This window comes from Treponema sp. HNW, from assembly GCF_050320395.1.
Lineage (GTDB): Bacteria > Spirochaetota > Spirochaetia > Treponematales > Treponemataceae > Treponema_C.
On the sequence record NZ_CP144459.1, the window covers coordinates 958,267 to 972,509 of the forward strand.

11 protein-coding genes are annotated in these 14,243 nt (G+C 45.8%); 6 read left to right on the plus strand and 5 right to left on the minus strand.

Translation table 11 applies throughout. The features are described from left to right. Positions 1-14: 14 nt before the first annotated feature. A complete protein-coding gene (locus V1L52_RS04460; protein ID WP_428771099.1) occupies positions 15-365 on the minus strand; it encodes an Hpt domain-containing protein in 351 nt (116 codons plus the stop codon). A 97-nt stretch (positions 366-462) separates the two neighbouring features. Here V1L52_RS04460 and lepB point away from each other — a divergent pair, with 97 nt between their 5' ends. Further along, positions 463-2,301, plus strand: coding sequence for a signal peptidase I (gene lepB / locus V1L52_RS04465; protein ID WP_428771100.1), 1,839 nt, complete (start codon positions 463-465; stop codon positions 2,299-2,301). A 93-nt stretch (positions 2,302-2,394) separates the two neighbouring features. Here the strand turns inward: lepB and V1L52_RS04470 are convergent, their stop codons facing one another. The 4 genes from V1L52_RS04470 to hflK form a co-directional block, all read right to left on the minus strand. Next, on the minus strand, positions 2,395-2,847 hold the full coding sequence (locus V1L52_RS04470) for a class I SAM-dependent methyltransferase (RefSeq protein WP_428771101.1): 453 nt from the start codon (positions 2,845-2,847) through the stop codon (positions 2,395-2,397). 102 nt (positions 2,848-2,949) lie between these two features. Continuing rightward, on the minus strand, positions 2,950-4,719 hold the full coding sequence (locus tag V1L52_RS04475) for a hypothetical protein (protein ID WP_428771102.1): 1,770 nt from the start codon (positions 4,717-4,719) through the stop codon (positions 2,950-2,952). Positions 4,720-4,744: 25 nt separating this feature from the next. Then, complete coding sequence (hflC, locus tag V1L52_RS04480; protein WP_428771103.1) at positions 4,745-5,740, minus strand: protease modulator HflC; 996 nt, start codon at positions 5,738-5,740, stop codon at positions 4,745-4,747. Then, complete coding sequence (hflK, locus tag V1L52_RS04485) at positions 5,737-6,714, minus strand: FtsH protease activity modulator HflK (RefSeq protein WP_428771104.1); 978 nt, start codon at positions 6,712-6,714, stop codon at positions 5,737-5,739. The genes hflC and hflK overlap by 4 nt, the downstream gene beginning before the upstream one ends. A 1,237-nt stretch (positions 6,715-7,951) precedes the next feature. On the opposite strand from hflK, the gene ileS reads away from it, so the two are divergent. From ileS to V1L52_RS04510, 5 genes are all read left to right on the plus strand, one after another. After that, a complete protein-coding gene (gene ileS / locus V1L52_RS04490; protein ID WP_428771105.1) occupies positions 7,952-11,203 on the plus strand; it encodes an isoleucine--tRNA ligase in 3,252 nt (1,083 codons plus the stop codon). Beyond that, on the plus strand, positions 11,190-12,131 hold the full coding sequence (locus tag V1L52_RS04495; RefSeq protein ID WP_428771106.1) for a lipoprotein: 942 nt from the start codon (positions 11,190-11,192) through the stop codon (positions 12,129-12,131). Before ileS ends, V1L52_RS04495 begins: the two co-directional genes overlap by 14 nt. A 12-nt stretch (positions 12,132-12,143) precedes the next feature. After that, on the plus strand, positions 12,144-13,211 hold the full coding sequence (locus V1L52_RS04500) for a uracil phosphoribosyltransferase (RefSeq protein WP_428771107.1): 1,068 nt from the start codon (positions 12,144-12,146) through the stop codon (positions 13,209-13,211). Positions 13,212-13,285: 74 nt separating this feature from the next. Continuing rightward, the gene (locus tag V1L52_RS04505) at positions 13,286-13,849 is read left to right on the plus strand and encodes a tetratricopeptide repeat protein (RefSeq protein WP_428771108.1); all 564 of its coding nucleotides are present in this window, start codon (positions 13,286-13,288) and stop codon (positions 13,847-13,849) included. After that, positions 13,846-14,223, plus strand: a complete 378-nt coding sequence (locus V1L52_RS04510) for a type II toxin-antitoxin system HicB family antitoxin (RefSeq protein WP_428771109.1) — start codon at positions 13,846-13,848, stop codon at positions 14,221-14,223. The genes V1L52_RS04505 and V1L52_RS04510 overlap by 4 nt, the downstream gene beginning before the upstream one ends. Positions 14,224-14,243: the final 20 nt, after the last annotated feature.

Genomic DNA, 14,243 nt, shown 5'->3' on the forward strand with positions numbered 1-14,243 from the left:
TTTAGCATACGGAATCAACCGATGGAATTTTGCAATTCCCTGAATTCCGCATTTGTGCGATCGTACAGATCGTAAAGGTTTTTTACATGAGCAGTTAATGCATCGGCGGATCGTCCGCGCAAAATATCTTCAACCTTTTGAGCCGCTTGAAACAAATTGAGGGCTCCTAAAGAACCTGCGGCTCCCTTTATGCGGTGAACATAGGAAGCGGCTTCCGATAATTCGCTTTTTTCGATAAAAGCGTTCAATACGTTTTTATCGAAGGGAAGTTCGGAAAACCAGCAGTCAAGCAGTTCTTTATACAAGCTGCTGTCATTCCCCAAATCGGAAATAGCCTTTTTATAATCGACTAAAGATTGTTCCATAGTTTTCCTCTGAGTACGGCGCTGGATAGCTGTGCCGCAATCGGTAATATATATTTTGATTGTAGTATATATTTTGTTTTTTTGCTATACTGATTTTATGAAAAAGATTCTCATATTCTTGAATTATATTGTACTTTTTTTATGTATTGTATTTTCCGTTTTACAGCTTTTTTTTAATTTTACCCTTGCTTTGGACAAACAGGGATTGTATGCTTTTACCGTAACTGCGGTTTTTACGCTTTTTTTTGCCCGTGAAAGCTTTTTCTTTTTTAAAAAGTGCCGGGTAAAACGTTTTTTTGTTATTCATAAACTGTATCAATATCTTCCCTTTATATTGCTTGCCGCCTTTATTATCCGCCGCGCCGGAGAAACTTCGGCAGTCAAAGCTTATGACACGGTCTCTGTCGTTTTATGGCTGGCGGCCTCCCTGTGTACCGTTTTTTTGCTTTATTTTTTCAGTCCGAAACGGTTTTTTATTCAAAATAAAGACTATGCCTGCGAAGCGGTTGAACTCGGCATAGTCGATGAAAAAGGTGTTCTTAAACCGAAAAAGCGGCGCGGTTTGAAAAAAGTTTTGTTTGAGACCTTCGATTGGATTGACGCGATTGTGCAGGCGGTATGTACGGTTGTTCTTATCAATATTTTTATCTTCCAGCTCTATGTGATTCCTTCCGAATCCATGGTGCCCGAATTTTTAATCGGCGACAGGGTTATCGGTTTTAAAACCGCTTCAGGGCCGCGTTTCCCCGTTTCCGATACGGGCTTACCGATTATGAGAAGCTATGAGCGCGGAGATATAGTTATTTTTCGTAACCCCCGCTATCCGCAGGATAATAAATCCGAAGTAAAAAGCTTTTTATCCCAGCTCGTATTGATGTTTACGTTTACAAAGGTTAATTTGAATGTTGACGAAAACGGGGAGGTAAAAGCCGATCCCCTGGTTAAACGCATTACGGGAGTTCCCGGAGAACAGCTTGTTATGCAGGACGGCGTTTTATACCGGCGTACAGCGGAGCAACAGGACTTTAGTCCCGTTGAAGAAGAAAGCCGCTGGGCACAGTGGAATAACGCCGCTCTTCCGGCCGCCTTGCGTGAAAAGGTACAGTATATTCCCATGACAAACGAACAATATAAGCATATGCTTGATATTGAAAAGGCGCGGCGCTCTCTTGATTATAAAGAAGCCGCCCGCGAAGCCCGGGAGTTAAGCCGCCGTTTTAAAGCCGAAAAGAAAATATTGTCGGGGCTTGCCGCCTCTGATACCGCAATATCCGGCCTGGTTCCCGAAAGTATGACCGATGTCTATGCTTTTTTTACTCAAAGCGATACCCTTATCCGAAAGCTCTTGATGTTTTCAGGCGGAGAGCTGTGGTTTGATGCCTTTATGACCGATTGGGAAAAAGCTTTTGACAAAGCCGTATCGGAAGTGCAAAAAAACGGGGAGGCGCAGCAAAGCGTTTTAATCGGCGGCGATATCTATTCGGATGCGATGTTCCGCCAAAATCTCATATTAAAGCTGTGTTTCGGCCGCCTTGCCGTACGCACCGCCGAATTGATAAACCGCGGCGTAAGCGCTTCCGAGCAAAACCGCGATACCGAGCGCTTGAGATATCTTATGGACGCTCAAAATGCCGTATTTTATTTGGTGTCGATTAACGATATGCGCAATATGCCGGTATTTCCCGAAAACACTGCGGCAGGGGAACCCTCGTATATTCCGCCCGATAACTTTTTTATGATGGGCGATAACCGCTTTAATTCTTTGGATATGCGCCACTTACTTGAAGTGCGCAAAGTGCCCGTTACCGTCTTTGATCCTTACACCCTCTATTATAATTCGAATATGAAACCTCAGTATGTTCCGCAAAAAAATATCTTGGGAACTCCGATACTGCGGTTTTTTCCGCCCAAGCGTTTCGGCATACCGGGAAAATAAGGGCGGCCGCTTAGGCAGGCGGCTATACGATGTGCTCAATAACCGCTATACCGAAAAAGGGAGTATATAATTTCTTTTTTGTAATTTTCATATTTAAAGCGCCGAGAATTTTTTCCAAGTCGCTTTCGCTGTAAAAACGATTTTTTTTCGGAGTGTATTTTTTCTTTTTCCGTATATGATTTGATGAAAAACCGGCGAACTGATAATCTTATCGGCTCGTATATTACAGTTTGGTTTTTCAAAAGAACCCCGTATGTACCGTACGTTTTTTATCTTTAAATTTTGTGTTTTTTTTTCAGCTTCACCAATATTTTTTTTATTCGGTTCTATTCCCGTTATATGAAATACTTTTTGCGATACGGGTATTGTGATATTTCCCCAGCCGGATCCGATATCGATGACCATATCCGATGATTTTAATTCGGCTATGTTTATAATATCGGAAACCAAGGTTGTTGTACTTTCAAAGGTGTCGCGGCCGTCGGGTGCGGTAATTTTTTTTACGTAGATGTCAAGTATCTCGTCCCAATTGTCATTATACGGCATTTGTTTCCTCCTACAGATAGCAGTATAGAGGATAACCGGAAAAATCGCCCTATATTTTTTGTACAAGATATATAGGACTGAAGAAACGGGACGGCAACCTTATTAACGGAAGCGGCAGTATTCGGGAATTTTTTCCGCGCCGTGCCGCAGCGCCGCTTCGTCGGGAAGCCAGGGGTAGCGGCCGTAAAGGTGTCCGATTTCCCGGATAAGATTTTCGGCGAAGGCTTCCTGTGGGGCTTTTTGTGCCGCTTCCAAAACTTCGGCTATATCGCGCCTGAAAGCTTCATCGTCTACTTGAATATCTTCTCTTGTACTTTGAATATCCGTTATACGCCACCTCTTGTTGAAGCTAAGGGTTAATTCATCACTGTGGCGGCTTACCGCGTAGTGTTCGGGTCCCTCGTTGGCAAGCATAAAAAATTCGGCTTTTATCCGTACACTGTCGCCTTTTTGCGCCGATACCGAATCGGTAAAACTCGTATTTTCTAAAGCGTTCACGGAAAGCCGCGTTAAGCCGAATATCCAAGTGCCGAGGGGATTATATGCAAAGGGCCATTGTTCCGGCGGCAAAAAGTCGGGTGTTTTTTCGTAGGCTTGGCGCATTTTACCCGTAACAAAAAGACTTGCCGCCGTATTCGAGTAGTTTTTAAGCGCTTTTCTGTCCCCGCAGCCGTCGATGGTGAGGGTATCCAATTGATGCAGGGCGTTATAAAAAGTATGCACAACTTCAACGGGAGTCATACCCTTTGTACTCGGGCGCTGCATATTCGTTTTAACAATGCTGAAAACCGCCGCCGACATGAGTACAAAAATACCTGCGGCAATCGCGAGTTTTGTGCTCTGTCTGCGCATAAAACGCCGCCGTGCCGTCTTTTTTTTGTGCGTTTTTATAAAGGCGGAAAGCGCTTTTTCTTCGGCGGCCTGTATATGCTCCGGTACTTTGGGCCCGGTCTTCCGCGAGCCGCGGCAGGTTTGCGGAAGCTGCAGAGGCATAAAAGGATTTTGTGCAAAGGCCTTTTGGTTGACAATCAATGAGGGAAGAAGGCCTTGTCCTTGGCGCCTTATTTGAATGCTTGTACGCCGAACCTGCGGCGAACAAAGGGAAGCGTCGACTGTCCGAATAAGGTTTTGAAAAGAACGGCCTTCATCGTTATCGGCAATATACGGAAAAAGAAGGGACAACGGAATAAAATTGTCGTCGGTATAGTCTTCAATACGCTCTTCTTCGTCCGAGGCGGAGAAGGGCGGTTGTCCGGTAAGTACCGCATAGGTACAGGCTGCAAAGGTAAAGTCAAAGCTTTCGCTTTCGCTTGTACCGCCGCGCACCCAAAAGCCGTACAAAAAGGCGCGTTCTTTTCCCGAACGGGCAAGCATACTGCGCTCAAAAAGAGAAGGCGGCAAAAACAATATCGAGCCGTCTTTTCCGTATAAAATGCTTAAGGGGCCGCAGTTATGCAAACTTTGCGCGGCTTTGCCTTGTGCACTGTTTTGAGCCCCTGTATCCCCGCTAAGCATTCGGACGGCGCGGTATACGGCATCGAGGGCCTTAAGGGCTGCGATTTTTTCGGCACAAGCCCTATCGGAACAAGGCGAATTCTCGGCGGATGCGCTCATAGCGTTTTGTATAAACGATAAAAGAGATTGTCCCTTAAAACCGGAGCCGGACAAAACAACTTTGCCGTTTTTTACCGCCGTACCTGTAAAACGGAAGGCTTCGGTTTTAAATGAGGCGCTTCCGTCCGGTTTACATAAGAGTCCTTCTTCGTTCATATACCGGGCCAAACGGGAGCGCGCAAATTCCTGCTCGTTTAGCCCGCTGTTTAATTCGAGCGTATTGTTTTTTATGCGTAATACATCGTCTACATTTATCACTGCAAAAGGCCGTCCGATACAAGATTTAGCGGCCCGAAGGCGCATACAGATATTTAAAGTAATCCATGTTTGTGCTGAAAGCCGCATCGAATCCGGGAACCGTGGTTTTATACGATTCCATGCTTTTCCAAAACGCATAAAATTCGGGATCCTTTGCGTATGCTTGGGCATAGATTTGTGCCGCCTGGGCGTCCGCGTTTCCCTTAATTTCCTGCGCTCTTCGGTAAGCTTCGGACTCTATGCTTTTTTTGTCTTTTTCGAGTTTTCCCAGTACATCGGCTTTTTGTCCCTCTCCCCATGAGCGGTAAGCTTGTGCAACCTGCTTGCGGTCGGTAATCATACGGTTGTACACGCTGTCGGTCATTTCGTCCGAATATTTGATTTGACGCGGTACAATATCTATCAATTCAATGCCGTATTCGCCCACCGTTTTGCGTGCTTCGGCCGCCATTTCCAAACTTAACTGACGGCGTCCCTTGCTTACCTGTTCTACAAGGGTATTTGCGTTTACCAGCGTTTCGATTTGAACTTCGGAAACGTTAAGCTCCGTATCCGTAGTCTCAGTCAATCCCGTGCGTATTTTATCGTTGATTTGGTTCGATGTCCGTACCACTTCGCTCAAGGGGTTTTGCGTAATAACCGTCCGTGTTGCCGAATCGATAACGTCGCTCAATCGGTTGTAGGCCGCATTCAGCGTTTTTAAGGATTGGTAGAATTTTTTAGGATCGGTAATGCGCCAGCGTGAAGTCGTATCGACGATAATAAACTGATTTTCCTTTGTAGGAATACGGTATGCGTCTCCGTCAAGAGATAAAATCAGTTTGGGATATACGGTTACGACATCTATAAAGGGAACCTTTACATATAACCCCGCTTCGGTATGAGTGTCCACAATCTCGCCGAATCGTGTTACAACTGCTTGGGAGCCTTCGTTCACAATGTACAGGGGACCCAGCATTAAAAAGATGGCGACAATGACCGCAGCGGTTCCGAGAACCGCATATGCCTGTTTTGTTTTCATTCTTTGTCTCCCTTTTTCAAATCAAGATTTTTGATGGGCAATACGTTGTTTAATTTTCCGTCTATGAGCAGGGTTTTACCGTTTGCATTAAATACCTGTTCCATGGTTTCCAAATACAGACGCTGTTTGGTAACCGCAGGCGATTTACGGTATTCCTGATACACCGCATTAAAACGGGCTACATCTCCGTGCGCCTGGTTTATACGCTCAACCGCATAACCTTCGGCAATTTGAATTTGCTGGTCGGCCTTTCCCTTGGCAAGGGGAATTTCGCGCTTATAGGCTTCTTTACCCTCGCTTATATAGCGCTCGGCATCCTGACTTGCACGGTTTACGTCTTCAAAGGCGTCCTGAACTCCTGCCGGAGGAACGATATTTTGCAGTTTTACGGTGAGAACCTTTATACCCAAGCCCAGCTGACTGAAGTTATCGTTCATTAAAGTCATTGCAGATTCTTCGATTGCCGAACGCTCCGAACTCATAACGCCTAAAATAGTGCGGTCGCCGACAAGGGTGTTTACAACGGATTGGGAAATATCGCGTATGGTTTGTACGCGCTCCTGTACGTTAAAAAGCCAAGCCGCAGGGTCTACAATGCGGTATTGAATGGTCCATTCCACATCGACGATGTTTAAATCTCCGGTGAGCATAGTGGATTCTTTTGTAATGCCGTTTTTGTATTTATTCGTTTGCCCCGCTTTAAGGGTGGTAAAACCGAATCGCTCGGTTTGCACAACCTTTACGGGTACGTTGTAATTTTTGTCTATACCGAAGGGAATTTTAAAACGCAAGCCCGCATCGAGCGTTTTATGGTATTTTCCGAAGCGCGTTACAACCGCCTGCTCCGTTTCGTCTACGATGTAAAAACCCGTCGCCGCAATACCGACAAAAAGCGCAACCGCTGCGGCCGTAAACAGGGTTGCAGGCGTCGCATTGAATTTTTTCCGCCTTTTGGGCGAATTGGTCGTTTCCATATAAACTCCTATTGTATTAAAGATACGGAAATAGTACGGAAAAAACAAGTAAAAAACGCATAAATTCGGTACCTCATTTTGTTTCGCAGTCCGTATGTACCGACCTAAAAATCAAACTCAAATGCACAGCTTTTTTTTCGGTTGGATTAACATGAGGTAATGCGTACTTTTGTCGACCGTAGCAGAGGGCAGCCGTTTCAAAGCCGCAGATAAATGAGTTTTATAGAGCGCTCGGTGCTTTATAAAACTCAAGTTTCAAACCGTGCACGGATGTAGTTTGAAAACCTCACGTCCTTGTTCGGTTTTCAACTCCGGTTTTACGCTCCGCGTAAAACCGATTATTTATGGCTTTCCCGTACCTCCTTGTACGGGATTTGAAACAACGGTGAAGGCAGGGACACTACACTATTGTTGTTTTAACATGGAGATAATAGAAGGTGTGCGATGAGGTTTCGCGCCCGCAAATAGTTCAAAACCGAACCTCCTGTTCGGTTTTGAACTCCAATTTTATGCTTCGCATAAAATTGATTATCAACGGTTTTTCTGCACATCCGTGTACAGAACCATAAAGTAAATCAAATATAAAGTGTTACGCGGAAGCTTTTTAATACCCCGGCACGGATGCCGGAAAACGCCTCAGATAAATGAGTTTTAGATAGTGCTTGGCGCTGTCTAAAACTCAAGTTTCAAACCGTGCATGGATGTAGTTTGAAAACCTCACGTCCTTGTTCGGTTTTCAACTCCGGTTTTACGCTCCGCGTAAAACCGATTATTTATGGCTTTCCCGTACCTCCTTGTACGGGATTTGAAACAACGGTGAAGGCAGGGACACTACACTATTGTTGTTTTAACATGGAGATAATAGAAGGTGTGCGATGGGGTTTCGCGCCCGCAAAAAAATCTGCACATTGTGCAAACGGGCGGCACAAATGGTGCCGTCCGTTTGCACGACGAGTTTTGCTTCGCAAAACATCGCGGATTGATACGTTTAGGGAAGCAATTCTTCAGAATTGCTTCCCTGTAAAAAGCGTCATTAGCGAACGCGGTATCGGTCAGCGAAGCTTCCAGACAGCCTTTTTGCGGGACGGGTTCACATCGCACACGTTTGATTTTATGTTTATATAAACCATTGTTCAGTGTCCATGCCTTCACTTTTTTCAAGTACTAGTATTTTTTTCCTTTTTACAGTATACTTTTATACTATATATCCGAATTTATTTTTTTGTGAGGTTTTGTTTTGTATAAGGCGGTTGATCCCAAAGTCGATTTTTCCAAACAGGAAGAAGAAATCCTGAGCTTTTGGGAAAAAAATAATGTATTTCAAAAATCGGTAGAGCAGCGGGAAGGCTGCGATGAATATGTGTTTTATGACGGACCTCCCTTTGCAACGGGTTTACCCCATTTCGGGCACTTTATTCCCGGCACGATAAAGGACATTATACCGCGCTATCACACGATGAAGGGTAAAAAGGTGGAACGCCGCTTCGGCTGGGACTGCCACGGCCTTCCGGTCGAAAATCTCATCGAAAAAGAATTAAAACTCAACAGTAAAGCCGATATCGAAACATACGGCATCGATAAATTCAATGAAGCATGCCGTGCAAGCGTGCTGCGCTATGTAAAAGAATGGAAGCAAACGGTAACCCGCTTGGGACGCTGGGTCGATTTTGAAAACGACTATAAAACCATGAACCCCGACTATATGGAATCCATTTGGTGGGTTATGAAACGTTTGTGGGAAAAGGGACTTTTATACGAAGGTCATTATATTTTGCCCTATTGCCCCCGCTGTGCAACCGTGCTTTCAAATCACGAATTGAATTTGGGCGGCTACAAAGATGTGCACGATCCCGCAATCACGGTGCGATTTAAAGTAAACGGCATACCCGAAGGTTTTGACGATAAAGACGTATTAAACGGTTCAACCTACTTTTTGGCATGGACGACCACCCCTTGGACACTGCCTTCCAACCTCGGTCTTACCGCAGGGGCGGACATCGATTACGTCAAAGTAAAAGACGGCGATGAATACTATATTTTAGCCGAATCGCGCTTGTGCGCTTATTATAAAAACGAAGCCGATTATACGATTGTATGGAAAAAAAAGGGAAGCGAACTGCTCGATATGCGCTACGAACCTCTGTTCCCTTATTTTGCTTCTTTAGCCGAAAAAACCGACGGCTCGGACGGAAATCCCGCTTCAATCGGCGCATTCCGCGTTTTTAACGGCGACTTTGTAACAACCGAAGACGGAACCGGTCTTGTTCATACGGCTCCCGGTTTCGGTGAAGACGACAATAAAATCTTTAAGGGAACGGGCGTTCCGACGGTGTGTCCGATTGACGGCGAATGTAAGTTCACATCCGAAGTGAGCGATTACGAGGGACGTTTTGTTAAAGACTGCGATAAGGATATTATCGAGCGCCTTAAAAGCGAAAAAAAGCTTGTAAAGCGCGAACAGATTTTGCACGCCTATCCGCATTGCTGGCGCTGTTCAAGCCCCCTTATTTACCGCGCAATCGGAAGCTGGTTTGTAAAAGTCGAACAAATGAGGCCGGCTCTTTTAAAGGCAAACAATCAAATCGCTTGGCAGCCCGCGCACATACAAACGGGCCGCTTCGGAAAATGGCTTGAAGGGGCGCGCGACTGGGCTATCAGCCGCAACCGCTATTGGGGAAATCCGCTTCCGATTTGGAAATGTCCCGATTGTGCGAAAACCGTCTGCATCGGAAGCCGCGAAGAACTCAAAGAGCTTTCCGGAACATATCCCGAAGACTTGCACAAGCACTTTGTCGATAAAATCACGATTCCCTGTTCATGCGGCGGCACAATGGAGCGCATTCCCGAAGTATTGGACTGCTGGTTCGAATCGGGTTCCATGCCCTATGCGCAAAATCACTATCCCTTTGAAAACAAGGACTATTTTGAAAATCATTTTCCCGCCGACTTTATATCCGAAGGTTTGGATCAAACGCGCGGCTGGTTTTACACGCTCACCATTTTGGCGGCCGCCCTGTTCGATAAGCCCGCGTTTAAAAACTGTATCGTCAACGGTCTTATCCTTGCCTCCGACGGCAAAAAAATGTCCAAAAGCTTGCGCAATTACACCGACCCCGCCGATGTTATAAAGCAGTTCGGTGCGGACGCTATCCGCCTGTTTTTAATGCATTCGGCCGCCGTTAAAGCCGACGACTTAAAATATTCGGACGAGGGCGTGCGCGATATTCTTAAAGGGATTTTAATTCCGTTGTGGAATTCGTACAGCTTTTTTGTAACATACGCGAACATCGATAAGGTTAAAGTGAGCGGCAGCGCCTTTGAAAACAAAGCGCCCGTCAATCCCCTTGACCGCTGGATTTTATCGATTACGCAAAAAACGGTTAAAGAAGTAACCGAAGCGATGGACGCCTACGACCTTTCCGCTGCGATAGACCCGATTGTCTCTTTTATCGACCAGCTGAACAACTGGTACATCCGCCGGAGCCGCCGCCGTTTTTGGAAAAGCGAAAACGATAAAGATAAAATCGAAGCGTACGAAAGCCTGTATACCGCCCTTAAAACCCTTGCCCTTGTCGCAGCCCCGGTTATTCCCTTTATTACCGAAGCAATGTGGCAAAACCTGCGCTTGGACGGCGCAGAAGCAAGCGGCGGAAAAACCGGCACAAAGGCGGATCCCGAATCGATTCACTTGGCCGACTATCCCGTTTACGATGCCAAAAAGCGCGATACGGAATTGGAGTTTAAAATGGAAACCGTACAAAAGGCCGTTTCCATGGGACGCGCGCTTCGCTATCAGTACAACTTAAAAATCCGCCAGCCCTTAAAAAGCGTCGAATTCGTTACGCGCAATGCCGACGAAAAAACCGTGCTTTTGTCTATGGAAGAATCCATACGCGAAGAGCTGAACGTTAAAAAGGTGGTTTTCCACGAGCGCGAAGACGAATTGGTCGAATACCGCGCAAAGGCGAATTTCCGCACCCTCGGTAAAGAACTGGGCCCCCTTATGAAGTCCGCCTCTGCGATTATCGCAAACCTCGAACAGCAGGCGATTCAGTCGGTGCTTGACGGTGCGGTATTAAGTATCGATGTCGAAGGTAAAACGATTGAATTGACCCAAGATAAGATAATCGTCGAGCGTTTGGAAAAATCGAGTTTAAAGGTTGTAAACGAAGGAACGTTGACGGTTGCCCTCGATTCGGAAATTACCGAAGAATTAAAGCTTGAAGGCTATGTGCGCGATTTGGTACGCGGCGTTCAAAACCTGCGCAAAGAGCGCGGCTTAAACGTTACCGACCGCATAAAACTTTTTGTCGCAGCCGGTACCGACCCCGACGGAGAATTGGGCAAAGCCTTTGAAATGTTCGGCGATTACATTATGAGCGAAACCCTTGCAGCCGACGCAATTTGGAAGGATTCGGGAATCGCCGATTCCGCCGCTTGCGTTGAAGCGGGCGATCTTGTATGGAAGGCAGACCTTGAAAAAGTATAAGGTGCAGTATAATGCACAAAAAAAAATACAAAAAACGCTTTTGTGTGCGGTTTTGCCGCTCTGTATAACAGCGAGCCTTTTTTTCGCCGCCTGTAAAACGCCGCCCGTAGCGGAAACTCATATCGATCCTTTTACCCTTTTCGACGAGGGTGCGGGGATGTATTTACGCATTCCCGTAAAAGGAAACGAAAGCTTTCTTCAAAATCTTGTGCGCGCATGGACGGATGAAGTTTCCGATTCCGATTTGCAGGACATTTTCGGACGCACCTCTACCGTTTATGCGGCATTTTTTGTCGAACAGGGCAAGGGCTTGATGAATAAGGTGTCGTTTCAAATCGTTTTGCGCGGAAACTATCCCTTATTTTTTCTTAATGCGGCTTTAACGCACAAAAAAGGCTGGGCCGATATAAGCGCAAAAGACGGCGATACCCTTTTTAAGCGTAAAAAATCCTCTTACGGTTTTGAACTTGCATATCCGGACAGCGGCACCGTCTTTGTGTCGAACAAGGACGTTTTGTCCATGCAAAAAAAGTATGCCCTGTACCGCCTGCTCGGCTCGCCCGAACCGGATTGGCCGCTTTTGGGGACGGAAAAAGTGCCGGTACGCTCTTTTATACAGGATGACGAAAAAGCCGGTTTATATATGCCGCAGGCGGGAGTGCTTTTGCCCAAAATGGTCGGTTCCGCACTTGAACTTGCTATCGACTATGCGGCCGGTACCGTAAAGCCCTATAAGGACGATTACGTAATCGTTCATTTAAAACTTCAAATGCGCGATGAGCGCGCTTTAAAAATTGCCGAAAAACTGTTCCGCTTTGCCGTTTTGGGAACGAATATTATCGTAAAGCCGGAAGCGGGAAATATTTTGGTGTTGGATAACTTTGCCGTGTCTCCCGCCCTTTTGGCGGGATTTCGGCCTAAAAAATAATCGGGAGAATGTATGAAATCAACTGTTATATTAAAAGCGGAAGCCTTGGACGGCTATTTAACCGAAAAAGATCAGGACTATTTGGCTCAAATGGACGCGATGTATAAGCGCGCTATGAACTCTTTTAGCCTTCTTTCCGCCGGCGGCTTCAGCTCGTCCATTGCAAACGAAGAAAAAAAAGTTATAGACGTATTTAACGAAATGGGGCACTTAATGCAGGAAATCTGTAAAGAAGTGCCGGCTTTAAAAGTGTTTTCGTTTGCAACCGAACGTTCAGCCCATGCCGAAGCTTCCCGCGTTATCGCAAAACTGCGCGATATACGCACGGGACACAACGAGTTCGTATACTATTGCCAAAGAGCTTACGAAATGCTGTTCCGCATGGCCTTTGCCGGAAACCAAACCGACAATAAAAATTACCTCGTTGTAAAAACGCCCGTTACCGTTCCCGTGCAAAACTATTCCGTGCATAAAATTCCCGACATCGATTTTAAAATCGAAAATACGGTTATGTGCGTTATGCTGCGCGGCGCCCTTCTTCCGTCGATGATTATATCCAAAGAAATCGAAGAATATTCTTCGCACGGTTATGTAACGCCCTTTGCCTTGTTTAAAATAAAGCGCGACGATTCGAAACTGGAATCGAATATGGAATATATTTTGGATTTGGAAAAATCCTTTTTTAATCTTAGCGAAATGGACGGAAAAGACCTTGTCTTTGCCGATCCGATGAATGCAACCGGCGGCTCTTTGGTTACGATTGTAAAATATCTTTTGGAACAGGGCGTAAAGCCTCGCTCGATTTTGTTTTTTAACGTTATAGCCGCCCTCAAAGGCAGTTTGCGCGTGGTGCGTGCTTTGGATAACTGTACCTGCTATACCCTGTGGATGGATCCCGTTTTAAATGACTCCGCCTACATTATGCCCGGCTTGGGCGATGCGGGCGACCGCTTAAACGGTGTTGATGCCGAAGCTTCCCCGCGCAATATCATCCAGCTTATTGCCGATTACGGTTCCAATATTGCAGGATTGTACCGCTCTCAGCTGCGTAAAATCGAACAAACCGTTTTGGGACATTAAACGCCGTGCGCCGCCGCTTTTTCAGGCATTCGCCTTCGTTTTCGTTTTTGTTTTTGCCGCTTGTACCGATACCGGTGTTCACACTTGTGTCGGCACTTGCGCTTGCTTCCTGCGCTTCAGGCGGCGCAAACTCTCTTGCGCGCTCATCGGGTATGATAGAAGATTTGGGGCGCGAATATTATCTTTTGGCGGATTCCTATGCCGAGCTTAAAAAATACGACAAGGCGCTTGAACTCTATCAAAAAGCCTTACGCACGGGCGTTAAAAGCGACCGTGAACTTTCGTTCAAAATCGGCCGTACCGCCGCCCTTGCCAAAGACTGGAATACCGCTTTAAAAGAATACGGTTCTTTACTCGAAAAGGATAAAGACAATCTTCTTTTAAAAAAATCGATTGCTTGGATTTACGGTCAAAAAGGCGATTTGGAAAAAGCCGAAACCGAATACGAAGCCTTATATGAAGCACACCCCTACGACAAAGACGTATGCACAAACTACATCCTTGTCCTGCATGCCCTTAAAAAAGACGAACAGGCGCGCACCGTTTTTTCATCCTACGCCGAACTGTATCCGGACGCCTCCAACATCGCCGACTTGGAAAAACTGTTTACGGTTACAAAAACCGAGGTTGATAAATGAAGGTTATATATCCTGCCGTTTTTCATTATGAGGACGAGGGTTTTTGGGTTGAGTTTCCCGATCTGAACGGTTGTATGACGCAAGGCGACAGTCAATCCGAAGCATATATAAATGCCGTTGAGGCAATGGAACTGTTTTTACAAGACGATTATACCGTTGATACCTTACCTGCCGCATCTTCGGCAAATAAAATAGAAACCGACAAAGACAGTTTTGTTGTCTTTGTGTGCGGTGAATTCAAGGTGAATGAAAAGGCTGTAAAAAAAACATTGACTATCCCTTTTTGGCTTAATGCACAGGCGGAAAAAGCCGGACTTAATTTTAGTCAAACACTGCAAGAAGCATTATGTAAAAAATTGAATGTTGTAATGTAAGCAATTTTACAAAAACCGAG

Excerpts from the sequence above, each read along its gene's own strand:
- V1L52_RS04460 (WP_428771099.1), bottom strand. The coding sequence starts at position 365 with ATGGAACAATCTTTAGTCGATTATAAAAAGGCTATTTCCGATTTGGGG.
- lepB (WP_428771100.1), top strand. The coding sequence starts at position 463 with ATGAAAAAGATTCTCATATTCTTGAATTATATTGTACTTTTTTTATGT.
- V1L52_RS04470 (WP_428771101.1), bottom strand. The coding sequence starts at position 2,847 with ATGCCGTATAATGACAATTGGGACGAGATACTTGACATCTACGTAAAA.
- hflC (WP_428771103.1), bottom strand. The coding sequence starts at position 5,740 with ATGAAAACAAAACAGGCATATGCGGTTCTCGGAACCGCTGCGGTCATT.
- hflK (WP_428771104.1), bottom strand. The coding sequence starts at position 6,714 with ATGGAAACGACCAATTCGCCCAAAAGGCGGAAAAAATTCAATGCGACG.
- V1L52_RS04500 (WP_428771107.1), top strand. The coding sequence starts at position 12,144 with ATGAAATCAACTGTTATATTAAAAGCGGAAGCCTTGGACGGCTATTTA.
- V1L52_RS04510 (WP_428771109.1), top strand. The coding sequence starts at position 13,846 with ATGAAGGTTATATATCCTGCCGTTTTTCATTATGAGGACGAGGGTTTT.